Origin of the sequence: Tenacibaculum salmonis, from assembly GCF_041053065.1 — a bacterium.
Taxonomy (GTDB): domain Bacteria; phylum Bacteroidota; class Bacteroidia; order Flavobacteriales; family Flavobacteriaceae; genus Polaribacter; species Polaribacter pacificus_A.
In genome coordinates this window covers 840,641-864,921 of the sequence record NZ_JBFCVV010000001.1, presented here as the reverse complement: position 1 = coordinate 864,921, position 24,281 = coordinate 840,641, and the positions used below count along the sequence as shown (strand labels likewise).

General features: G+C 28.4%; 20 protein-coding genes. 12 read left to right on the top strand and 8 right to left on the bottom strand.

The window, feature by feature from the left end; genetic code table 11:
• The first annotated feature begins 106 nt into the window (after positions 1 to 106).
• Together AB0T67_RS03565 and AB0T67_RS03560 are read left to right on the top strand one after the other, a co-directional pair.
• Positions 107 to 727, top strand: a complete 621-nt coding sequence (locus AB0T67_RS03565; protein WP_369219184.1) for an L-threonylcarbamoyladenylate synthase — start codon at positions 107 to 109, stop codon at positions 725 to 727.
• Positions 727 to 1,203, top strand: coding sequence for an SRPBCC family protein (locus AB0T67_RS03560; protein WP_369219183.1), 477 nt, complete (start codon positions 727 to 729; stop codon positions 1,201 to 1,203). Before AB0T67_RS03565 ends, AB0T67_RS03560 begins: the two co-directional genes overlap by 1 nt.
• Here the strand turns inward: AB0T67_RS03560 and AB0T67_RS03555 are convergent, their stop codons facing one another.
• Both AB0T67_RS03555 and AB0T67_RS03550 read right to left on the bottom strand, forming a co-directional pair.
• Positions 1,204 to 2,202 carry a glycosyltransferase family 2 protein gene (locus AB0T67_RS03555; protein WP_369219182.1) on the bottom strand — a complete coding sequence of 333 codons (999 nt, stop codon included), beginning with the start codon at positions 2,200 to 2,202 and terminating at the stop codon, positions 1,204 to 1,206.
• Between the two features lie 24 nt (positions 2,203 to 2,226).
• Complete coding sequence (locus AB0T67_RS03550; protein WP_369219181.1) at positions 2,227 to 2,670, bottom strand: type I restriction enzyme HsdR N-terminal domain-containing protein; 444 nt, start codon at positions 2,668 to 2,670, stop codon at positions 2,227 to 2,229.
• Between the two features lie 17 nt (positions 2,671 to 2,687).
• On the opposite strand from AB0T67_RS03550, the gene holA reads away from it, so the two are divergent.
• Together holA and AB0T67_RS03540 are read left to right on the top strand one after the other, a co-directional pair.
• Positions 2,688 to 3,689, top strand: a complete 1,002-nt coding sequence (gene holA, locus AB0T67_RS03545) for a DNA polymerase III subunit delta (protein WP_369219180.1) — start codon at positions 2,688 to 2,690, stop codon at positions 3,687 to 3,689.
• Between the two features lie 80 nt (positions 3,690 to 3,769).
• Positions 3,770 to 5,401 carry an ABC-F family ATP-binding cassette domain-containing protein gene (locus tag AB0T67_RS03540; RefSeq protein ID WP_369219179.1) on the top strand — a complete coding sequence of 544 codons (1,632 nt, stop codon included), beginning with the start codon at positions 3,770 to 3,772 and terminating at the stop codon, positions 5,399 to 5,401.
• Between the two features lie 203 nt (positions 5,402 to 5,604).
• Here AB0T67_RS03540 and tsaD read toward each other — a convergent pair whose 3' ends face one another.
• Positions 5,605 to 6,633: a tRNA (adenosine(37)-N6)-threonylcarbamoyltransferase complex transferase subunit TsaD gene (gene tsaD, locus AB0T67_RS03535; RefSeq protein WP_369219178.1), complete on the bottom strand. Its 1,029-nt coding sequence runs from the start codon at positions 6,631 to 6,633 to the stop codon at positions 5,605 to 5,607.
• A gap of 125 nt (positions 6,634 to 6,758) precedes the next feature.
• Here tsaD and AB0T67_RS03530 point away from each other — a divergent pair, with 125 nt between their 5' ends.
• The 5 genes from AB0T67_RS03530 (at position 6,759) to AB0T67_RS03510 (ending at position 15,878) form a co-directional block, all read left to right on the top strand.
• A complete protein-coding gene (locus AB0T67_RS03530; RefSeq protein ID WP_369219177.1) occupies positions 6,759 to 11,249 on the top strand; it encodes a translocation/assembly module TamB domain-containing protein in 4,491 nt (1,496 codons plus the stop codon).
• Positions 11,233 to 12,153, top strand: a complete 921-nt coding sequence (locus tag AB0T67_RS03525; RefSeq protein ID WP_271231772.1) for a DUF368 domain-containing protein — start codon at positions 11,233 to 11,235, stop codon at positions 12,151 to 12,153. The genes AB0T67_RS03530 and AB0T67_RS03525 overlap by 17 nt, the downstream gene beginning before the upstream one ends.
• Before the next feature lie 35 nt (positions 12,154 to 12,188).
• Positions 12,189 to 13,202: a DUF368 domain-containing protein gene (locus AB0T67_RS03520; protein WP_369219176.1), complete on the top strand. Its 1,014-nt coding sequence runs from the start codon at positions 12,189 to 12,191 to the stop codon at positions 13,200 to 13,202.
• Positions 13,183 to 13,944 (top strand): shikimate dehydrogenase family protein, encoded by a 762-nt coding sequence (locus tag AB0T67_RS03515; RefSeq protein WP_369219175.1) that lies wholly within the window; start codon positions 13,183 to 13,185, stop codon positions 13,942 to 13,944. Before AB0T67_RS03520 ends, AB0T67_RS03515 begins: the two co-directional genes overlap by 20 nt.
• Before the next feature lie 89 nt (positions 13,945 to 14,033).
• A complete protein-coding gene (locus AB0T67_RS03510; RefSeq protein ID WP_369219174.1) occupies positions 14,034 to 15,878 on the top strand; it encodes a DUF349 domain-containing protein in 1,845 nt (614 codons plus the stop codon).
• A 100-nt stretch (positions 15,879 to 15,978) separates the two neighbouring features.
• Here the strand turns inward: AB0T67_RS03510 and AB0T67_RS03505 are convergent, their stop codons facing one another.
• The 5 genes from AB0T67_RS03505 to AB0T67_RS03485 all read right to left on the bottom strand — a co-directional run bounded on the left by AB0T67_RS03505 (position 15,979) and on the right by AB0T67_RS03485 (position 22,240).
• Complete coding sequence (locus AB0T67_RS03505) at positions 15,979 to 17,085, bottom strand: energy transducer TonB (protein WP_271231776.1); 1,107 nt, start codon at positions 17,083 to 17,085, stop codon at positions 15,979 to 15,981.
• A gap of 209 nt (positions 17,086 to 17,294) precedes the next feature.
• Complete coding sequence (locus AB0T67_RS03500; protein ID WP_369219173.1) at positions 17,295 to 17,918, bottom strand: energy transducer TonB; 624 nt, start codon at positions 17,916 to 17,918, stop codon at positions 17,295 to 17,297.
• Positions 17,919 to 18,110: 192 nt separating this feature from the next.
• A complete protein-coding gene (locus AB0T67_RS03495) occupies positions 18,111 to 19,040 on the bottom strand; it encodes a peptidylprolyl isomerase (RefSeq protein WP_369219172.1) in 930 nt (309 codons plus the stop codon).
• Positions 19,041 to 19,098: 58 nt separating this feature from the next.
• Positions 19,099 to 20,664 carry a hypothetical protein gene (locus AB0T67_RS03490; protein ID WP_369219171.1) on the bottom strand — a complete coding sequence of 522 codons (1,566 nt, stop codon included), beginning with the start codon at positions 20,662 to 20,664 and terminating at the stop codon, positions 19,099 to 19,101.
• The gene (locus AB0T67_RS03485) at positions 20,651 to 22,240 is read right to left on the bottom strand and encodes a peptide chain release factor 3 (RefSeq protein WP_369219170.1); all 1,590 of its coding nucleotides are present in this window, start codon (positions 22,238 to 22,240) and stop codon (positions 20,651 to 20,653) included. Before AB0T67_RS03485 ends, AB0T67_RS03490 begins: the two co-directional genes overlap by 14 nt.
• A 131-nt stretch (positions 22,241 to 22,371) precedes the next feature.
• Between AB0T67_RS03485 and idi the strand changes: the two genes are divergently transcribed.
• From idi to AB0T67_RS03470, 3 genes are read left to right on the top strand one after another with little or no spacing between them, the layout of a single operon-like run.
• A complete protein-coding gene (gene idi / locus AB0T67_RS03480) occupies positions 22,372 to 22,890 on the top strand; it encodes an isopentenyl-diphosphate Delta-isomerase (protein WP_369219169.1) in 519 nt (172 codons plus the stop codon).
• A complete protein-coding gene (locus AB0T67_RS03475) occupies positions 22,883 to 23,296 on the top strand; it encodes a 6-pyruvoyl trahydropterin synthase family protein (RefSeq protein WP_369219168.1) in 414 nt (137 codons plus the stop codon). The genes idi and AB0T67_RS03475 overlap by 8 nt, the downstream gene beginning before the upstream one ends.
• Positions 23,297 to 23,298: 2 nt before the next feature.
• Complete coding sequence (locus tag AB0T67_RS03470) at positions 23,299 to 24,270, top strand: type I phosphomannose isomerase catalytic subunit (RefSeq protein ID WP_369219167.1); 972 nt, start codon at positions 23,299 to 23,301, stop codon at positions 24,268 to 24,270.
• The last annotated feature ends 11 nt before the right edge of the window (positions 24,271 to 24,281 follow it).

Here is a 24,281-nt window from a genome sequence, read left to right as displayed (position 1 = left end):
CTATATTAAATTTTAATAATAATATTTCTTTTTATTGATGATAATCAATAACGTATTATTTAAAAGAAAATAGTTAATTTTGAAGATAAAATACTATCTTTAAGATATGGCACAATTTATAAAACTATATAACGACAATCCGAATCCCAAAGAAATTGCTAAAATTGTAAAAGTTTTACAAAATGGCGGATTAATAATTTATCCAACAGATACTGTTTACGGATTAGGTTGTGATATTACCAATACAAAAGCATTAGAAAAAATTGCTAAAATAAAAGGAGTAAAGCTAGAAAAATCTAATTTTTCATTTATTTGTAATAACTTAAGTCATTTATCTGATTATGTAAAACAAATAGATTCTTCAATATTTAAAATATTAAAAAGAGCTTTACCAGGTCCTTATACTTTTATTTTACCAGGAAGTAATTCATTACCAAAAGTATTTAAAAAGCGTAAAACAATAGGTATTCGTATTCCTGATAATATAATAGCACAAACTATTGTAGAGGCTTTAGGAAATCCAATAGTTTCTACTTCTATTCATGATGAAGATGAGGTAATAGAATACACCACAGACCCTGAATTAATTTTTGAAAAATGGCAAAATATTGTTGATGTTGTTATTGATGGTGGTTATGGTGATAACTATGCATCAACAGTAATAGATTTAACTACTGATTCTCCTGAAGTAATAAGAGAAGGTAAAGGAAGTTTAGATATTTTGTAATGCCTGTAATTAAAATTGAAACAATAATTAATGCACCTTTAGAAATAGTTTTTGATTTATCAAGAAGCATCGATTTGCATAAGATTTCAGCAGAAAAAACAAAAGAAGAAGCCATTTCAGGAAAAACTTCTGGATTAATTAATATAGGAGAAACGGTTACTTGGAAAGCAAAACATTTTGGCGTTTATCAAAAGTTGACAGTTAAAATTACTGAATTTGATTTTCCAAATTATTTTTCTGATGAAATGGTTGAAGGGATTTTTAGTTCTTTTACTCATAAACATGAATTTAAGAATATTAATGGAAATACATTAATGACTGATTATTTTAATTATAAATCACCTTTTGGATTTTTAGGGCGAATTATTGATGAAATATTTCTTAAAAAATATATGGAGAACTTTCTATTAGATAGAAACCAAGTAATTAAAGAATTTTCAGAAACAAATAAATGGAAATTAGTTTTAAAAAATTAATTATTTCAATTCGCTAAATTTCTTTCTGCCTAAAGCATAATATTGCCAAACGATAGAAGTGTGTTTATTGTAATTATCTTTTTTATTAAGTTTATTTCTTTTTCCTAAAAACTTAATAAAGTTTGCATAAAAACTAAAATGAGCTTTTAAAATAGCAATAGTATGTTTGGGTTTAAGTTCAAGTAAGAATTTAAGTCCTGCAATTCCATCTAAGACTAAGCGAGAAAAAATCACAAAGAAGACCAATTTGGTAGGTACATTTTTAACGATATTTAATAAGCTATTTCTGAAGTTTAAAAAGGTTTTCTGCGGATTTATTGCCTGTAAAGTTGCACCGCCAACATGATAAACAGTTGAATTTCCTACATATTTAATTGTGAAATTTTCGTTTTTTGCTCGCCAACATAAATCTATTTCTTCTTGATGTGCAAAATAATCTTCATCAAAACCATTTAGCTTATGATACACTTTTGAGCGAATAAAAAAACAAGCTCCAGAAGCCCAAAAAATTTCGGTAGTATCGTTAAATTGTCCGTTATCGGTTTCTAGGTTATTAAAAATACGTCCACGACAATATGGATACGCATATAAATCGATAAATCCACCACCAGCACCTGCATATTCAAATTTTGTTTTATCTTTAAAAGATAAAATTTTTGGCTGAATAATAGCTGTGTTTTCTTCTTTTTTAAAGGTGTCTAAAATAGGAGTAATCCAGTTTTTAGTAACCTCAATATCAGAATTTACTAAACAATAAACATCTGCATTAATATGTTGTAAAGCATCATTATATCCTTTCGCATATCCACCATTAGTACTATTTTTAACTATTTTAACGGTCGGGAAATTTTGTTTGATAAAAGATATAGAATCATCGGAAGAAGCATTATCAGCAACATAAATTTCAGCTTGATTTACACTGAAATTTACGATACTTGGTAAAAACTGTTCTAATAATTTTTTACCATTCCAATTTAATATAACGATTGCTGTTTTCATAATTGCGAATTTATCAATTATTTATTATTTATAATCAGGAATATCTTTTAAAAAAACATAGGTTTCATTTTCTTTATCGAGTTGACAAAAATAATGTTCTAATCCGTTGGTAACAATTAGATAATTGGCATTTAGTTTTAAATTATAACGTGCAATCTGGTCAAAAGTATCTTGTGCAATTTTAATTTTTGGAGCTTTACATTCTACTATAATATTCGGTGTTCCATCCGAAGAAAAAATAACAATATCTGTTCGTTTTTTTAGGTTGTTTATAGTCAATTGTTTTTCAAGAGCAATTAAAGTAACAGGATATTTTTTTTCTTCAATTAAAAACTGCACAAAATGTTGACGAACCCATTCTTCAGGAGTTAATACTAAGTATTTTTTTCTTAAATTATCAAAAATAAGCATCTTATTTTCGTTACTTTTGAGCCTGAATTTGTAGGTAGGAAGATTCAATTTTTGCATGCTTCAAAAATAAGAAAATGAACGAAATTAAAACTATCGTATCCGATATAAAAAAGGGTAATATAAAACCTATATATTTTTTAATGGGTGATGAACCTTATTATATTGATAAAATCTCTGAATATATCGAAAAAAACGTACTTGACGAATCTGAAAAAGGCTTTAATCAAGTGGTAATGTATGGAAGAGATGTTACTATTGATGAAATTATAGCATCAGCAAAACGCTATCCGATGATGGCAGAAAAGCAGGTGATTATTGTAAAAGAAGCACAAGATTTAGTTCGTACAATAGATAGAATTGAAGCTTATGCCGAAAATCCGCAATTAAGTACCGTATTAGTTTTTAATTATAAATATAAGAAGTTAGATAAGCGTAAAAAAACGTATAAAGCGATTGCTAAAAATGGGTTAATTTACGATAGTAAAAAATTATACGACAATCAAGTTGCCGATTGGATTCGTAAAGTTTTAGGCGGAAGAAAATATAATATTGAGCCAAAAGCATCTCAAATGCTAGTAGAGTTTTTAGGAACAGATTTGAGTAAAATATCGAATGAGTTAGATAAATTGACATCTGTTTTACCTAAAAATATCATTATTACAGATAAACATATTGAAGAAAATATTGGTATTTCAAAAGATTTTAACAATTTTGAATTGCGAAAAGCAATCGGTCAAAAAGACGTTGTAAAAGCTAATCGAATTATCAATTATTTTACTCAAAACCCTAAAAATAATCCGTTAGTAATGACTATTTCATTATTGAATAGTTTTTTTACACAATTATTAATGTATCATGGTTTAAAAGATAAATCAAAAGGTAATGTGGCTAAAGTTTTGGGTGTAAATCCTTATTTTGTTGATGATTATAGCTCATCAGCAAAAAAATATCCGATGCGAAAAGTATCGCAAGTAATCGGTTTTTTACGAGAAGCAGACATCAAAAGTAAAGGAGTAGGAGCAAATCAATCATCTTCAGATATTTTAAAAGAATTATTGTTTAAAATTTTGCATTAATTAAATTGATTTTGATTTGTATCAAAAAGAAAATCTGTAATTAACAAAATTAGTATTTTCGCAATTCAAAATATATATACATGATTACTGTAGATCAATTAGCGGTTGAGTTTAGTGGAAAAACGTTGTTTAAAGACGTATCGTTTGTAATAAATGAAAACGATAAAATAGCCTTAATGGGTAAAAATGGCGCAGGAAAATCGACCATGATGAAAATTATGGCAGGAGTTTCAAAAGCTACTAAAGGAGGTGTTAGAAGTCCGAAAGATACTGTAATTGCTTATTTACCACAGCATTTATTAATGGAGGATAATTGTACGGTAAGAGAAGAAGCATCCAAAGCATTCGACGCTGTTTTTAAGATGAAATCCGAAATGGAACACTTAAATAAAGAGTTAGAAACTCGTACAGATTATGAGTCGGAAGCGTACATGAAAATTATTGAACGTGTCACCGATTTAGGAGAAATTTTTTATGCTTTAGAAGATATAAATTACGAAGCAGAAGTAGAAAAAGCCTTAAAAGGATTAGGTTTTAAACAAGAAGATTTTGATAGATTGACATCAGAATTTAGTGGAGGTTGGCGTATGCGTATCGAATTGGCTAAAATTTTATTACAAAAACCCGATTTAATTTTATTAGATGAGCCAACAAATCACGTAGATATAGAATCGGTAATTTGGTTAGAAAATTTCTTGCTAAACAAAGCCAAGGCGGTAGTGGTAATATCGCATGATAAAGCTTTTATCGATAACATAACCAATAGAACCATTGAGGTTACTATGGGAACAATTCACGATTATAAAGCGAAGTATTCTCATTATTTAGAATTACGAAAAGAGCGTCGTTCGCATCAAATAAAAGCCTATCAAGAACAACAAAAAACGATTGATGATATTAAAGGGTTTATCGAACGTTTCAAAGGAACATATTCGAAAACAAATCAAGTAGCATCACGTGTTCGAATGTTAGAAAAAATTGTGCCTATTGAAATTGATGAAGTTGATACAACATCATTAAAATTACGTTTTCCACCATCGCCACGTTCTGGAGATTATCCTGTAAAAGTAGAAAATTTAACCAAAAAATATGGCGATTTAACCGTATTTAAAGACGCAAGTTTTTCAATAGCTCGTGGAGAAAAAGTATCGTTTGTAGGGCGTAATGGAGAAGGAAAATCAACCATGATAAAAGCTATTATGGGCGAAATCGATTTTGAAGGCGAATGCGGTTTAGGTCACAATGCTAAAGTTGGATATTTTGCTCAAAATCAGGCTTCATTATTAGATCCAGGATTAACCGTTTTTCAAACAGTAGATGAGGTTGCAGAAGGAGATGTGCGAACGCAAATAAAAAATATTTTAGGGCGTTTTATGTTTGCTGGTGATGATATCGAAAAGAAAGTAAAAGTGCTTTCAGGAGGAGAAAAAACACGTTTGGCAATGGTTAAATTATTATTAGAACCTGTAAATGTGTTAATTTTAGATGAACCAACAAATCATTTAGATTTACGCTCGAAAGATGTTATTAAAGAAGCATTATTGCATTTCGATGGAACGTTAATTTTGGTATCTCACGACCGTGATTTCTTACAAGGATTATCAGAAAAAGTATTTGAATTTAAAGAACAACGCGTTATTGAACATTTCGAAACTATTGATGTTTTCTTAGAGCGAAATAATATAAAAGCATTAAAAGAAATTGATTTATAAAATTATTTTTAGAAGCAATTTCCCGCTTTTCGCACTCGCTTTTTTTGTTTGAAAAAAACAAAAAAGAGCTCAAACAAATGCTTCAATCGGGGCTAGAAATTTGTACTAATTTTTATAATTTTATTTATTAGAAAAAAATAAACAAAAAATACCGTTAAATAATTTTAACGGTATTTTTTGTAAATAAATATGATTTAAAATAGTTATTCGGTAACTTTTAAACGAGCTTTTGATGTAATTGAAATATCAGAAAAATCGTTATTTTTATATTTTAAATATCCAGCAATTGCAATCATTGCAGCATTATCGGTTGTGTATTCAAACTTTGGAATATAGGTAGTCCATCCCCAATGTTTTTCGGCTAGGGCTAAACGTTTTCTAATTTCAGAATTTGCAGAAACTCCACCAGCAATAGCAATGTGTTTTATATCGGTTTGTTTAACGGTGTTTTTTAATTTATCCATCAATATTTCAATAATAGTATATTGAATTGAAGCACAAATATCATGTAAATTTTCTTTGATAAAATCAGGATTTTCTTTTACATTTTTCTGAATAAAACGTAAGATTCCAGTTTTTAATCCGCTAAAACTAAATTGTAAATCTCCAACTTTCGGTTTGGTAAACTGAAAAGCTTTCGGATTTCCTAATTGAGCATATTTATCAACTAAAGGACCTCCAGGATAAGGTAATCCTAATATTTTTGCTGATTTATCAAAAGCTTCTCCAACGGCATCATCAATAGTTTCGCCTAAAATTTCCATCTCAAAATGATTGGTAATTTTAACAATTTGTGTATGTCCGCCACTAATGGTTAAACAAACAAACGGAAACGGCGGAATTTTAGCATTTTCTTCTTCAATAAAATGAGCTAAAATATGTCCTTGCATATGGTTTACGGCTATCAATGGAATATTTAAACCTAAAGCAAAAGATTTTGCAAAGGATGTTCCTACCAATAAAGAACCCATTAATCCAGGACCACGTGTAAAAGCGATAGCACTTAAATCATTTTTTGTAATATTAGCTTGTTCAATAGCTTGCTGTACAACAGGAACTATATTTTGTTGATGTGCTCTTGAAGCTAGTTCAGGAACAACCCCACCATATTTAGCGTGTATTTCTTGATTTGCAACCACGTTGCTAATTACTTTTCCGTTGTAAATTACGGAAGCACTTGTGTCATCACAAGAGCTTTCAATACCTAAAATGTAGTTGTTTTCTGTACTCAATGTATCATGTATTAAAATGCAAAAATATTGATATTGTGTTACATTTTCGTTAAAATTGATATTTCTTTAAAATAAGGCGATATTTTTGCAGTTAGCTGATTACATTTGTTTGTGATTTTATAAAAATGTTGGTTATTAAAAAAATAGGAAATATACTATATAGGTTATCAAAGTACGTGTTACTTGGAATAATCTTGCTTATTATTTTACTATCATTACCTGTTGTACAAAGTAAAATTGCAGGACACGCAACAAGTTGGTTAAATACAAAATACAACACAAATATTGTTGTAAAAAAAATTGATTTATCTTGGTTAGGAAGCGTTCAGTTAAAAGAAATTGAAATTAGAGATCATCATAAAGACACGCTTATTTTTGTTCAAAATTTAAGCACTTCATTATTAAATGCTAAACGAATTATAGATAATAATGTTAATTTAGGCGAAGCTTCTTTAAGTGGTGCTTATTTTAATATGAAAAAATATAAAGGAGAAGAAGATGATAATATGTCTATTTTTATCAAGAGTTTTGATAGCGGTACTCCAAAAGATAGTTTAGCAAATATTTTTGTTTTAAAAAGTGATAAAATTGCTATCGAAAATTTAACTTTTAAGCTTTTTGATGATAATAAAAAAGAATCGCTTCAATTTGGGGCGTATAAAGCAAGTGGTAATTTATTAGATTTTTCAATTACAGGTCCTGATGTTTCTCTAAAGATGAGAGAAATGAGTTTTACTGAAAATAGAGGAATCAATATAACAAATATGTCTACTGATTTTGTGTACACAAAGACATATATGAATTTTGATTGCACTGTTTTAGAAACAGATAATAAATCTAAAATAAAAGGAGATATTAAATTAAGATATAACCGAGAAGATTTTGTCAACTTTAATGATAAGGTAAAATTCAAAGCAAAATTATTAAAAAGCACTATATCAATTAAAGACATCAGTAAATTATACCAAGAATTAAGTGGTAATGATATGCTTTATTTTAAAGCAGACATGAATGGTGTGTTAAATAATTTTAGCGTAAATAATGTTCGGCTGTATTCTAGAAAAGGAATGAAACTTATTGGTGATATGGGTTTTGTGAATGCCATTAAAAAAGAAAGAGGTTTTATTTTTGATGCCGATTTTAAAAATGTTACCGCAAATTATTTTCAATTAAAAAGTGTGTTGCCTAATTTATTAGGAAAGACCTTGCCATCAGAATTTCAAAGACTTGGTGATTTTACTCTTAAAGGAATTGTAAGAGTTACTCCCGATCAAATGGATGCAACTATTTCGGTGAAATCAGCTATTGGAACAACTATTTCTGATTTGCAATTAACAAATATTGATAATATTGATAAAGCAAATTATGTTGGTGAATTAGAGCTTATTGATTTTGATTTAGGTGTGTTTTCAAATAACCCGATACTCGGTAAAATATCATTAAAAGCCGATGTAGATGGTACTGGTTTTAATCTTGAGAATATAAATACAATTGTTATTGGAAAGGTTACTGACTTAGAATTTAACACCTATAATTACAAGAATTTATATATTAATGGTCAGTTTCAAAATAAAAAATTTGACGGAGTCTTAAATGCAAAAGACCCTAATTTTAAACTTAATTTTGAAGGTTTAGCCGATTTTTCATCAGCAATAAATAAATTTGATTTTATTGCTAATATTGATGCAATCGATTTGAAAAAAACGAATCTTTTTACGCGTGATAGTATTGCAGAGTTAAAAGGAAATATTAATTTAAATATATCAGGAAATACATTTAATGATATTGTAGGTACAGCAGCCTTTAAAAACTTGGAATATAAAAATCAAAATAAAGCATATTTATTTAAACATTTTGAAATAAAATCATCAGTAAAAGAGGAGATTAAAACGATAGAAGTTGATTCTGATGATATTGTTAAAGGAACTTTAAAAGGTAAATTTTCTTTTGAAGAACTAATTCTAATAACTCAAAATGCTTTGGGAGGTCAGTATGAAAATTACTTGCCAAATAAAGTTGCTCCAAATCAGTTTTTAGATTTTGACTTTACTATTTATAATAAAATTATTGATGTTTTTTTACCAGATATAGCTATCGGAAAAAATACCATATTAAAAGGAAGAATTAATTCTGATAAAAATGTCTTAAAATTGAAGTTTTCGGCACCAGAAGTTGATATTTATAAAAGTGTTATAGAAAACATTGTATTCAGAATGGATACTAAAAATTCGTTATATAACACACATTTAACAGCAAGTAAAGTTAATACACCGTATTATAATATTGAAAAATTAAATTTATTAAACAGAATAAAAAATGATACGTTGTATTTTAAATCGATATTTAAAGGAGGTAAAAACTATTCTGAAAGTTTCAACTTAGATTTTTATTATACAATTAACGAATTACAAAAATCAGTAATAGGTATTCAAAAATCAACTTTTAATTATAAAGGATTTGATTGGGTGATAAATAAAAAATCTGACAAAAAACACAAAGTAGCATTCAATTTAAAAAAGAATAATTATAAAATAAGTCCTTTTGTATTTGAATCAGGCGAACAAAAAATTGAATTTAAAGGGATTGTTAGAGATAGTACTTATAAAGATTTACAAGCTAATTTTAATAAAGTAAAATTAGGTAGCTTTTTACCACTGATAGATAATTTAAGTTTAGACGGAAGTTTAAACGGCGTAGTTGATGTTGAGCAGCAGGGAAAAAAAATAGTACCGAAAGGAAACTTATTAATAAATAATTTTCATATTAATGAACTTCCTCAAGGAGATTTAACAATAAATATTACAGGTGATAATTCATATGAAAAATACAAAGTAAATCTTTCATTAATTAATGAAAGAGCTAAAAGTATTTCAGCTGTTGGTGGTTTAGATTTCTCAAAAGTAAGACCTATTGTCGATTTAAAAGTGTCTTTAAAAGAATACGAGCTAGCTGCTTTTAGTCCTTTAGGAAAAGAAGTTTTAAATAAACTTAGAGGGAAAGTTACTGGTGATTTTAATGCAACAGGTTTTTTAAGTAACCCTGATTTTAAAGGAGTGTTAAGTTTGAAAGAAGCCGGCTTAACTTTTCCGTATTTAAATGTTGATTTTGATTTAAAAGGAGATGCAAATATCATTTTAGATAAACAACAATTTAAGCTTGATAATTTTTTATTAGAAGATACAAAACATAAAACACAAGGTGTTTTATCAGGGTATGTTGCGCATCAAAATTTTAAAGATTGGTATTTGAAATTAGATATTGATACCGAAAATTTATTAATATTAGATACTCAAGAAACAGTAGAATCTTCTTATTACGGAACTGGTTTTTTAGATGGAAATGCTGAAATTAGAGGGCTTACCAATAATTTAGATATTGTTATTGAAGGTAAAACAAATAAAGGTACTTTATTTGTAATTCCTTTAAGCGATGTAAAAACAATAGATAATTATAAGTTAATTCGTTTTAAAACAGGAAAATCAACAATTGAAAATAATCAAAAAACGATTAAAGATATAAAAGGGCTCGATTTAAAAATAAATTTAGAAGTAACAAAAGATGCAGTTGCTCAAGTAGTAATTGATAAAATTTCAGGAAGTGAGTTAAAAGGAAGTGGTAAAGGAAATTTAAGAATAGATATTAATACATTGGGCAAATTTAAAATGTATGGTGATTTTGAAATTGATAAAGGTTTATATAATTTTAAGTATGCTGGAATATCAAAGCCATTTATTGTTCAAAAAGGAGGAAGAATAGCTTGGAATGGGAATCCATATGATGCTGAATTAGATTTAATTGCAGTCTATAAAACAAAAGCAAATCCTGCACAATTATTAGATAACATTAATTCGAATCGTAAAATTCCGATTGATTTATATACCAAAATTACAGGGGGTTTATTTAGCTCAAAACAAGAATTTGATATTAAAATTCCAACAGCAAATTCAACAGTTGCTTCTGAGTTAGAATTTATTTTAAATGGAAATGATTTAAATACAAAAATGCAGCATTTTTCATTTTTACTAGCTTTTGGTACTTTTTATAATGAAGAAACTATTGGTAGTAGTGCCGCAAATGGTTTAAGAGGAACAGCTTCTGAAATAGCATCTAGTATTTTAACAGATGTACTGAATAGTGAGGATAGTAAGTTTAAACTAGGGTTAGGTTATGTACAAGGTGATAGAGGTAATATTGATGATGTTAATAGTTTAAAGTCTGATGACCAGGTAGATGTGTCTGTTTCTACACAATTAAGTGATCGTATTCTTGTAAATGGAAAAGTAGGTGTTCCTGTAGGAGCAAATACACAAACAAGTATTGTTGGTGAGGTAAAAGTAGAGGTGTTGTTAAATGAGAAAGGTAGCTTAAGAGGAACTGTTTTTAATAGACAAAATGAAGTGCAATATTCAACTGAAGAAGAAGGATATACACAAGGAGTTGGTCTTTCGTATCAAGTTAATTTTAATAATTTATCAGAACTTGGTGAAAAAATAGGACTTCATAAAAAAAAGAAAGCAGTAAAAACAATCCCTGTAAAGCTTATAAAGAATAAATTTATCAAGTTTAAATCAAAAGACAAAAAAGAAGAATTAAAATTATATGAACAGAACAAATAAAGATTATTTAGTAATCATGTTAAAAGGAATTGCTATGGGAGCTGCAGATGTTGTTCCAGGAGTTTCAGGAGGAACAATCGCTTTTATTTCAGGAATTTATGAGGAGTTATTAAACTCGATTAGTGCGATTAATTTAAGTTTATTCAAAACGTTAAAAAGCGATGGGATAAAAGCTGCTTGGAAACAATTAAACGGTAATTTTTTAGCATCCCTTTTTATTGGGATTTTTATAAGTATTATTTCCTTAGCAAAAGCAATTAAATGGTTGTTAGAATATAAACCAATTTTATTGTGGGCTTTTTTCTTCGGATTAGTATTAGCAAGTATTCTTTATGTTGGAAAACAAATAAAAAAATGGAATTTTATCAGTATATCCATAGGAGTTTTAGCGGTGTTTTTTGGGTATTTAATTACAGTTTTACCCGCAGTTAATGGTCAGGATGTTAGTTATTTGTTTTTAGTTTTTTCAGGAGCAATAGCATCTTGTGCGATGATATTACCAGGAATTTCAGGTTCTTATATTTTATTATTGATTGGTGTTTATCCATTAGTTATGAGTGCTTTAACAAATGTAGAGCTAAGAACAATTTCTGCAATTATGATAGGTGTTATTGTTGGTTTAACGACTTTTTCAAAATTATTGAAATGGTTGTTTCATCATTATAAAAATGAAATGTTAATTGCTTTAACAGGTTTAATGTTAGGTTCTTTAAATAAGGTATGGCCTTGGAAAAGTGTAATTACAACTTATACCGACAGGCATGGAGCGATAAAACCTCTTTTAGAAAAAAGTATTTCACCATTTTCATACGATGGAAACCCTCAATTAATGTACGCCGCTATATTAATTGTTATCGGATTTTCATTAATTTTATTATTGGAAAAATTAGCTGTAAAAAAGTAATAAAAAACAAGTACTTTAGTCCTCTAATTTAAAAAATGTACAAACAAGAACAACGCACACTATTACAAAAAACACTTCTTTTTTTTAAAGGGGTAACTATGGGCGGCGCTAATAAAGTACCTGGTGTTTCGGGGGGTATGGTGGCTTTTGTAATGGGTTTTTATGAAGAGCTTATTTTTTCTTTTCAACGGATAAATGGCAAAGCTTTTAAATTACTTTTCAACGGACGATTTAAAAGTTTTGTAGCATACACAAATTTGCAATTTTTAGGATTGGTAATGTTAGGTAGTATGTGCAGTTACTTTAGTGTTTCGTTGCTTTTAGATTATTTTCTAAAAAATTATGAACTGTATGTTTGGTCATGGTTTTTTGGAATGATTATCGGTTCTATTTATTATATTTCAAAAGATTTTAATGATTGGAGATTTAAAAATATAGTCGCTTTAATTGTGGGTTCGCTTATGGGAATCTGTATCAGTTTTATGACTCCTGCTACAGAAAATGACAATCTGTGGTTTGTTTTTATTTGCGGAATTATAGGTGTTTCAGGAATGACACTTCCTGGGTTTTCAGGGTCGTTTATTTTAATATTATTAGGAAACTATGTATTGTTATTAGTAGATAGTGTCAATGTTTTTGCAAGTGTTGTTACAAGTCTTTTTTCTGGTGATTTTGAAGTTTTAAAAGACCCTATCAAAATAAGGTATTTAAAAATTTTAACCATCTTTACATTAGGTTCTGCTTTCGGGTTAGTATCAATGTCACATATATTAGGATATGTATTAAAAAGATGGTATCAAATAGTAACCGCTAGTATTATCGGTTTTATAACAGGCTCGTTAGGTATTGTTTGGCCTTGGAAAAAAACAATATATAAAGTAAATAAAGAAGTTTTTTTATTAGATAAAAAAGGTCATAAAATTGTTGAAAATTACGAACGATTTATACCTGATTTATCAACACAAGAAACTTGGATTTCAATAGGTTTTATACTTTTTGGTATTGCCTTAATTTTAATTATAGATTTTTATGGAAGAAAAAGAGATTAGAAATATGTACGCCTTAGTAGGAAAAAATATTTCATATTCATTTTCAAAAGGATATTTTACAGATAAGTTTAAAGAATTAGCACTTGAAAATACAGCATATGTTAATTTTGACATACAATCAATAAAAGAACTTTCTCAAAAAGTTAAAGACAATGAAACGATTTTAAAAGGAATGAATGTAACGATTCCTTATAAATTAGAAGTTTTTAATTATTTAGATAAAATAGATAAAAAAGCACGAAAAATAGGAGCAGTAAATACTATCAAAATTTCTAAAAAAGGGAAATTAACAGGTTTTAATACCGATGTTTATGGATTTAAAAAATCATTAAAACCATTATTGAAAGAACATCATAAAAAAGCTTTAATATTAGGAACAGGTGGCGCTTCTAAAGCTGTAGCTTATGTTTTAAAGAAATTAGATGTCAAATATAAATTTGTGTCAAGAAATCCCGAAGGAAAAAAACAAATTTCATACAAAGACTTAACAAAAGAATTTATAGAATCTCATCATTTAATTATTAATTGTACTCCTTTAGGAACGCATCCTAATATTGATGACTGTCCTGATATTCCATATGAGTTTATATCAAAAGAACATTTATTATTCGATTTAATTTATAACCCAGCTGTGACTACTTTTTTAAGAAAAGGACAAGAAAATAATGCTGTAATAAAAAATGGATTAGAAATGTTAGAACAACAAGCCGAAAAAGCTTGGAGAATATGGAATGATAGTTAACAATAAGTTATTCAAAATAAAATTTGGTATTCTATAAGAATCCGTATATTTATAAAATTAATAATTTAAGGAACTTAAACATTGTAGATATGTTAGAAAATAACGAAAAAGAATTACAACAGCCAATTACTGAAGAAATTATTGCAGTAAAAGTAGAAACAGAAAATGCAGTAAATGCAGTAGAGATTGAAGTAGCTAATGAAGCTGAAAAAGTGGATGAAAAGCACGAAATACCAATGTTAGATTACGCTACTATGGAGTTAAGTACTTTGGTAGATGAATTAAATAAGTTATTGAGTAGCTATCAAATACAGCAACTAAAATCAAATATTGATGCTCTTAAAAATGCATTTAATACTAAGTTTGGTGATTTAGTAGCAGAAAAAAAAGCAGCATTTTTAGCAGAAGGAGGAAATTCAATTGATTTCCAATTTTCAAGTCCTATTAAATCAGAGTATAATAAGCTATTAGGCGACTATAAAATAAAGCGTGATGCTCATTATTCTAAGTTAGAAAATCAATTAAAAGAAAACTTAGAGAAAAGAAATGGTTTAATTGATGAATTGAAAACATTGATTGAAAAAGCAGATGCTAAAACAATGTACAATGATTTCCAAGAAATTCAAAAAAAATGGAGAACTATTGGACCTGTACCAAAAACAAAATATAATGATACTTGGAAAATTTACCATCATCATGTAGAGCGTTTTTATGATTTATTAGACTTAAATAAAGATTTTAGAGAGCTAGATTTTAAACATAATTTAGAAGAAAAATTAAAAATTATTACACGTGCAAAAGCTTTAAATGAAGTTGTAGATGTAAATGTAGCTTTTAAAGACTTACAAGATTTACATCGTATTTGGAAAGAAGAAATAGGTCCTGTAGGAAAAGAACATAGAGAAGATGTATGGGGTAAATTTAGTGAAGCTACCAAGAAAATACATGATAAGCGTCATCAATATTTTAGAGAATTAAAATCTAAATATCAAGAAATGATTGATGCTAAGTTACAAGTTGTAGCAGAGATTAATGCATTTGATACTTCAAATAATAATTCACATAACGATTGGCAAAAAAGTATTGTAGAACTTGAAAAGTTACGTAAAAAATATTTTGATATAGGAAAGTTACCTTATAATAAAAGTGAGGCAGTTTGGCAAGAATTTAAGACTGCAACAAAAAAGTTTAACAGTTCAAAAAATGTTTTTTATAAAGCTGAAAAAAGCACTCAAAACGATAATTTAAAAAGTAAAATAGCTTTAATTGAACTTGCTGAGAGTGTAAAAGATAGCGATGAATGGGAGGATACAACCAATACTATGAAACGTATTCAATCTGATTGGAAAAAAATTGGACATGTGCCAAGAAAGTTTTCTGATGATATATGGAAACGCTTTAAAGATGCTTGTAATTTCTATTTTGATAGATTAAATGCTCAAAAGAACGAACAAAATAAAGAACAATTAGAACTTGTTGTAGCTAAAAAAGAGTTTATAGAGCAATTAAAAGCTTCTGAAAACTTAACCTTAGAGAATATTCAAGATAGTATTACAAAATGGAGAGCATTAGGTTTCTTACCAAGAAATGCACGTCATTTAGATGAAAAATTTAATAAAGCAATTGATGCTCATTTAGGAAACCTAAATATGAGTAAAAGTGATATTGAGTTAATGAAGTTTAAAAACAGTATTGATACTTATTTATTACAAAAAGATTTTAAGAAATTAGATAACGAGCAATATTTTATTCGTAAAAAGATAGATGAGTCAGTTAAAGATATGCAACAATTAGAAAATAATTTAGGTTTCTTTTCTAATGCAAAAGATGATAATCCATTAGTATTGAATGTTCGTAAAGGAATTCAAGAATTTAAAGATCAATTAGATGTTTGGAAATCTAAATTAAATTATATTAAAAAGTTAGATTACTAATCTTAACTTTCTAAATATAAAAAACTCGAATCATATGATTCGAGTTTTTTTGTTCCAATTTATTTATTTAAACTCTGTTTTGATTCTATATTTTTTAATCTTAGTGTAATGTGAAGTTAATAGGGATGTAATACTCAACATTAGCTGGTAAACCAGCTTGTGTACCAGGAACAAAAGTAGAAAGGTTTAAAACCATTCTTTTAGCTTCTTGCTCTAGTAATTGTCCATTTTTAGGACCTCTCATTTTAATGTTACTTACCTCTCCTTTTTTTCCAATAATAAAACGAACCCAAACTTTACCTTCAATATTTTGAGCTGCTGCTTCAGCAGGGTAATTAAAATTTCTTTGAATATGGCTTATCATTCTTTCATTAAAACAAGTGTTTTTTTCTGTATCAGTTACTTTTAAACAAGTTTTAAATAATGGGATATTTTCAACATCATTAAACTTAACAAAATCAGTAATTAATTTTTCTTCTTTTGTTGTTTTTGTAATTTGTTTTTTTCTGATTTTAGCTTTTTCTTCAACAAAATTTGCATCAGGATGTCTAAAGGTAATTGGAATTCCATATTTAACTTTTACAGCTTTTCCATTATGCTTCCCAGGAATAAACTTAGGTAGTTTCTTTACAATTCTACTAGCTTCTTTTTTTAAAGAAGTACTGTTTTTTGGTCCTCTAATTTGAAGAGAATTTACATTACCTTGTTCATCTATTGTAAATTGTACAGATATTCTACCTTGAATACCTGCTTCAATTGCATCTTGTGGATATACAAAGTTTCTTGTAATATGTTTAGACATTTGTGTCTCAAAACATTTTGCTTGTTTTACTAAAGGTACATTATTACATTTTGAAAATAAAGGGATTTCTTCGACGATATTAAAAGGGATTCTTTCAATAGTACTAGAGTTATCTTCTAACTCAAGTTTACCAACTAATAAAGTATTTCTTTTTATGTTTGTAACTTTTTGAGAAGTTCCTCCAATAGCAGAAACAGTTTTATTTTTTTTACGAATTATACGTCTTCTTGTAGATACTTGAATAGATAATTGTTTTTTTGTTCCATCTTCTGATTTTTCAATAGCACATTTTGTAATACTGTTAGGATCAGCAATAGATTCATCAGAAGTAGTACATTTTTCTTGTTGTGAAAAAGCTATAAAAGATGTAAGCATAGCTGCTATTAATAGGGTGAATTTCATCATATTCGCTTTCTTTTTAGACGGTTAACAATTTGTTAACATTGTAAACATAAGAAATAAAAAAGAGAAATACAACTTTTCTGAGCTTAAAATTATACCTGCTAATGTTTTTATAGCGAAAAAAAAAGATCAAAATAAAATAAAATAATTTTATTTTGATCTTTTTTTTGAAGATATAGGGCTTTTTTTATAGTTAAAAAAGTAGTTTGTAGTTAATTAGATGTTAGGTTTAAGGGGAAAGCATAGGTAACAATAACAGGTAAACCCTTTTGTTTTCCAGGGTTAAATCGTGGTAATTTTTTTATAATTCTATCTAACTCCTTGTGCAGTCGTTCGTCTTTTTTACTACTTCTTATTTTTGAATTAATAACTTTACCGTAAACATCTATACTAAATTGAATATATACTTTAACCTTACTATTTTCAGGGATATAATCTTCAACATATAAGTTTTTTGTAATATGTTTATTTATCTTTTCTTTAAAACATTTAATATTGTTTTTTTTATGAGAACTGATACATTTATCAAACATCGGTATTTCTTCAACTAATGTAAATAAAACTTCTTTTGAAAGATTTGGAGCTTTTAAAGATTTCTTCCCATTTATATGGTCAGTTTTTTTTCTACCTCTATTATTAACTCTTTTTCTAGCAATATTTGTTTTGGATATTTTTCTAACACTATTTTTGTTTTCAGATATATCACATTTTTTAATAGAAATTTCATTTAAATCAATTTCATCCTCTTCTTTAGGAGTTTCACATACTTTCGCTTGACTATATAGATTAAAAAAAGTTAAACTAAATAATAAAAGGAGTAGGGGGACATTTTTCATTTTGTACAGTGGTTTTGGACACTGTAAAGATGACAAAGTAAATTTATTTAAAGCTTAACTTAGTGTAGTTTTTATCTTAATTAATTGTTAATTTAATGTTACTTGAGATGATTATTTGTTAATAAAAAAGCTCTCTATTTTTTAAATAGAGAGCTTTTTTTAACTTTAACTTATTGTTTAATAGTTATAAAATTACTTTATAGCCATTAATTCAACATCAAAAATTAAAGTTGCATTTGCTGGAATAACTCCTCCTGCACCTGCTTTTCCGTATGCTAAGTTTGATGGAATTACAAATCTAGCTTTGTCTCCAACTTTTAATAATAAAATTCCTTCATCCCAACCTGCAATTACTTGTCCAACACCAACAGCAAAATCAATTGGTTGCTTACGTTTATAAGATGAATCAAATACAGTTCCGTCTAATAATTGACCTTTATAATGTACAGAAACATTAGCTCCTTTTGTAGCTTGTTTACCATCTCCATTTTGTAAAATTTTATAACGTAATCCTGATGGAGTTTCGTCATAACCTTTAGCTACAGAATCTAATAACTCTTTTTGTTTTGCAATTGCATCAGCTTCACGCTTTTCACGAGCTCCTTCAAAAGTTCTAAAAGCTTCAACTGCATTAAATTTTTCAGCAGTTTCACCTACACGAATAATTTCAATATCCATTGTATCATTTTGAGCGATAGCATCTACTACATCTTGTCCTTCAACAACATTTCCAAAAACAGTATGATTACCATCTAAATGAGGAGTAGGAGTGTGTGTAATAAAAAATTGAGAACCATTAGTTCCAGGTCCTGCATTTGCCATAGATAATTTTCCAGGAGCATCATGTTTTAAATCTGGGTGAAATTCATCTTCAAATTTATAACCAGGGTTTCCTGTTCCTGTTCCTTGAGGACATCCTCCTTGAATCATGAAATCAGAAATAACACGGTGAAACTTTAATCCATTATAATATGGAGTTCCTTGTGGTTTTGCGTTGTTATCTAAATTTCCTTCTGCTAAAGCAACAAAGTTACCTACAGTTCCAGGAGTTTTTTCGTATTCTAAATTCACTAAAATAGCACCTTTTGGTGTTGTGAACTTTGCGTAAATTCCGTTATTCATTTTTGTTAGATTATCTTGTTAATATATTAAAAACACTTTTTCCGAAGAAAAAGCAAAATTAGTTCTTTACTGATAAAGTTGAAAGGTTTAAGCTTAAACCTATGTTAATATTTGTTGAATTTACATTTCCGAAAGGCGAATAATATTTTCCACCTGATGCAAGAATTGAAATACTTTCATGAATATCATAACTAAAACCAAGTGTTGGGCGCACAATAATACCTTCATCGGTATCTACGCCAGCACCACCACCAGCACCAGCCATTAATTCAGCAAAACCACGAACTTTATTATTTAAAAATTGAGGAGTATAAATTCCTCCACCAACTAATCCATGTGCATAACCGCCTGAGCGACCATCGTAAGCAAAACTAGCTTCTCCAGCAATGTATAGCCATTTATTAATATCGTAATTTACTTTTAATCCGATAAGTTGTAAACCTATTTCTTTGGCATCAAATTTATCATCAGTTTTAGCAACATCAAAATATGTTTGATTTTGAATTTCAATACGTAAACCTTGTGTATAAAAGTTGGTGTATTTTTTTTCTTCGGATGTTGTTCCTCCGTTTAATCCATAATATTTCAATCCGAAACCAAAAGTATATGCTTCTAAATCGCCAGCAATTGCACGATAATATCCTCCATGACCACTTAAAGCTACTTTGTCAGTTACTTTTAAATCGATTCCTGCGGATGGATATATCATTAAACCACCTTCAGGAGCAACACGACCACCAGAAGCACCAACGCCTAATTTTGTAAAAAAATTGATGTATTTTGATTGATAAGGATGATACCCTACACCAAAAAATAAATCCATAAAACCTGCACGTAGTCCTTTATATATGGCATCAGTATGAGCGAATAAAAAAGTAGTTTCGCTTACATATTTTTGATATTCAAAACCTAATACATATAATGTTTCTTTTAAAGGTTCTAAGTTATTGGCTTTATCTTTTCTTGAATTTCCAATTGGTTTAAAAAAGTCAAAACGAATTTGCTGTGCATTTTTCACAATAGATTTATGCCAAAAATCATCCGAAGAAATATTTTTTGCTATAAAATTTTTATGTGCTTTATTATAATCAGTAAAACGTAAAATACTTGGTATTTCAACAAATAAAGAAACCGAATTACTTTTTATTTCTCCTGATAAAAAATTTAAATGACTGTATTGCACTCCAAAAGAGTAATCATTTTTTTTATATTGTAAACCAACATTCGGATTTATAAATCCACCATCATTAACCAAATTTCTGTAACCACCACCGCCACCAAAATGAAGGTTTGCATCTACATATAAATTTTTATAAAGTTGTTTATTTATACCTAATTCTGCACCTAAAGTAAATAATCCACCTTGGTCGCCAGTAACGGCAAAATGAAATCCTGCACCACCATATAACCAATTATTAATTGGAATTTGATAATGTAGTCCAGCTAAACCCATTGTTGGTTTTAAATCTGGAAATTTATCCGTAGGCATTTTTACAGGAATAAAATTTAAACGGACTTTATTCTGTAATAAATTTCCTTTTAAGGTTTTTAAATCTTGCCCAAACGAAAAAGAATAAGCAAGAATTAAAAACCAAAATAGGATGTTTTTTTTATTCAAATTCACTTGTGAAATGTAGTTTTACAGTAGGATATTTACTCTGTGTCATTTGCATAGTAAAAGATGAATCGGCTAAAAACACTAATTTTCCTTGTTTATCTTTAGCTAAATAACGTTGTTTAACACGTTTAAATTCTTTGAATTCTTCATTTTTTTCATCTTCAGGTTGTACCCAACAAGCTTTATGTACAGATATGTTTTCATAAGTACATTTTGCACCATATTCATGCTCTAATCTGTATTGAATAACTTCGTATTGTAACGCACCAACAGTACCTACAATTTTACGCCCATTCATATCCATGGTAAATAATTGCGCTACACCTTCATCCATTAATTGGTCTAAACCTTTGTATAATTGTTTAGATTTCATTGGGTCGGCGTTGTTTACATAACGGAAATGCTCTGGAGAAAAACTTGGAATTCCTTTGAAATTTAATTTTTCACCTTCGGTTAAAGTATCACCAATTTTGAAATTTCCAGTATCATGAACACCAACAATATCACCAGGAAAAGATTCATCAACAATTTGTTTCTTTTCAGCGAAAAAGGCATTCGGACTCGAAAATTTCATCTTTTTACCATTACGAACATGTAAATAAGGAGAATTTCTTTTGAAAGTTCCAGATACAATTTTGATAAAAGCAAGTCTATCTCTGTGTTTAGGATCCATATTTGCATGAATCTTAAATACAAAACCTGTTAATTTTTCTTCTTTAGAATCGACTAAACGTTCTTCTGATTTTTTAGGTTGTGGTTCAGGCGCAATTTCAATAAAAGCATCTAATAATTCTTTTACACCAAAATTATTTAAAGCCGAACCAAAGAAAACAGGTTGTAAATCACCCGCTAAATATTCTTCCTGATTAAATTCAGGATATACTTCGGCAACTAATTCTGCTTCTTCTCTTAAAGTTTCGGCAGCAGTTTCTCCAATAATTTCATCTAGTTTAGGGTTTGATAAATCATCAAACTGAACACCTTCAGAAATTTTTGTTTTATTATCCGCAGAAAAAAGATTTAATTTCTTTTCCCAAATATTATAAATTCCTTTAAAATCGTAACCCATTCCAATAGGGAAACTCATCGGAGTAACACGTAAGCCTAATTTTTGCTCAACTTCATCTAATAAATCGAAAGCATCTTTACCTTCTCTATCCAATTTATTGATAAAAACCAGCATCGGAATTTTACGCATTCTACAAACTTCTACTAATTTTTCAGTTTGAGGTTCTACACCTTTTGCAACATCAATTACAACGATAACACTATCAACAGCGGTTAAGGTTCTAAAAGTATCTTCAGCAAAATCTTTATGCCCAGGTGTATCTAATATGTTTATTTTTTTATCTTTATAGATAAAAGCTAATACAGAAGTAGCTACCGAAATACCTCTTTGACGCTCAATTTCCATAAAATCGGAAGTAGCTCCCTTTTTTATTTTATTGTTTTTTACAGCACCAGCTTCCTGAATTGCTCCACCAAATAATAATAACTTTTCAGTTAAAGTAGTTTTACCTGCATCGGGGTGTGATATAATTCCGAATGTACGTCGTTTTTGTATTTCTTCTAAAAAGCCCATCTATCAAATTTTAAGGATGCAAAGATACGGTTTAATGCTTAATTTTTCAAGGGTTTGATGCTTAAGTGTACAAAGGATTTATTGTTGAATTGATAGCAATTTTGTATGTTTGCTTTTAGCAAAAATTACACATGAAAGAACAGGTTATATTAGTAGATGTTAAAGATAATCCTATCGGATTAATGGAGAAAATTGAAGCTCATGAAAAAGCTTTATTACATAGAGCATTTTCTGTTTTTATTTTTAATGATAAAAAAGAATTAATGCTACAACAAAGAGCTGCTGATAAATATCATTCTCCTTTATTATGGACAAATACTTGTTGTTCACATCAAAGAGATGGAGAAACTAATTTAGGCGCAGGAAAACGCAGGCTTCAAGAAGAAATGGGTTTTGTTTGTGAATTAAAAGAGGTGTTTTCTTTTATTTATAAAGCGCCTTTTGATAACGGATTAACCGAACATGAATTAGACCATGTAATGATTGGAACTTTTAACGACCAACCTCTTATTAATAAAGAAGAAGTTGAAAGTTATAAATGGATGCCATTAGAAGCTGTAAAAAAAGATATTGAAGAAAAACCTGAAATATACACAGCTTGGTTTAAAATCATATTTAAAGAATCTTACGATACCTTAAAAAATGCCTAAAGTAACTGTACATAGAAAAGCACATTTTAATGCTGCTCACAGGTTGTTTAATCCTGATTGGTCTGATGAAAAAAATCAGCAAATTTTTGGAAAGTGTAATAACCCGAATTATCATGGGCATAATTACGATTTAATAGTTTCTTTAACTGGTGAAATAGACAAAGAAACAGGTTATGTTTATGATTTAGGAATCTTAAAAGGATTGATTAAAACAGAAGTAGAAGATGCTTTTGATCATAAAAATTTAAATGTTGATGTTGCTGAATTTAAAAATTTGAATCCAACAGCAGAAAATATATCAGTAGTAATATTTAACAAATTACGTGTTCATATTCCTGAAAATTTAGCGCTAGAAATTACGCTTTATGAAACCAGAAGAAACTACGTAACCTATAAAGGAACTTAATTATGATACACCAATTATTACGATTCGAACCAATTTTAAAATCTAAAATATGGGGAGGAGAAAAACTGAAAACGTTACTTAACAAAAAATCAGAAGGAAATAATATTGGTGAAAGTTGGGAAATTTCAGATGTTAAAAATGATGTTTCTATTGTTAGTAACGGAGCTTTAAAAGGAAGATGTTTAAATGATTTGATAAAAGAATTTAAACATCATATTTTAGGTGAAAAAGTTTATGAAGTATTTCAAGATAAGTTTCCGTTATTAATTAAATTTATCGATGCTAAAAGAAAATTAAGTTTACAAGTGCATCCGAACGATGTTTTAGCTCAAAAAAGACATAATTCGTTAGGTAAAACAGAAATGTGGTATATTGTTAATGCCGATAAAAAAGCTAAAATAATTATTGGTTTTTCTGAAGAAACTAACAAAAAATCTTTTTTAGAAACAATAAAATCAAGTAACGAGCTTGAGCTTTTAAATGTAGATTATGTTAAAAAAGGAGACACTTTTTTAGTACCAGCAGGCAGAATACATGCCATTGGTAAAGGTGTTTTATTAGCAGAAATTCAAGAAACTTCAGATGTTACGTATCGTATATCTGACTGGAATAGAATTGATGTTACTGGTAATAAAAGAGATTTACATGTCGATTTAGCATTAGATGCTATTGATTATTCAGCAAAATCTAATTATAAAGCTGAATATCTTAAGAAAAAAAATAATCCATCAAATATTATAGATTGTAAGTATTTTACTACTAATTATTTACATTTAACAGCTAATTATAAAGCTAATCATCAAGATAAAGATAGTTTTGTCATTTATATGTGTGTAGAAGGATCTGTTGTTTTTGAATATGAAAATCAACAAGAAAAAATAGCATTAGGAGAAACTATTTTAATACCTGCTTGTATTAAAAATATAACTATTTTAACTAATAAAGCTAAAGTTTTAGAGGTTTATATAAAATAGTAACAGGCTTG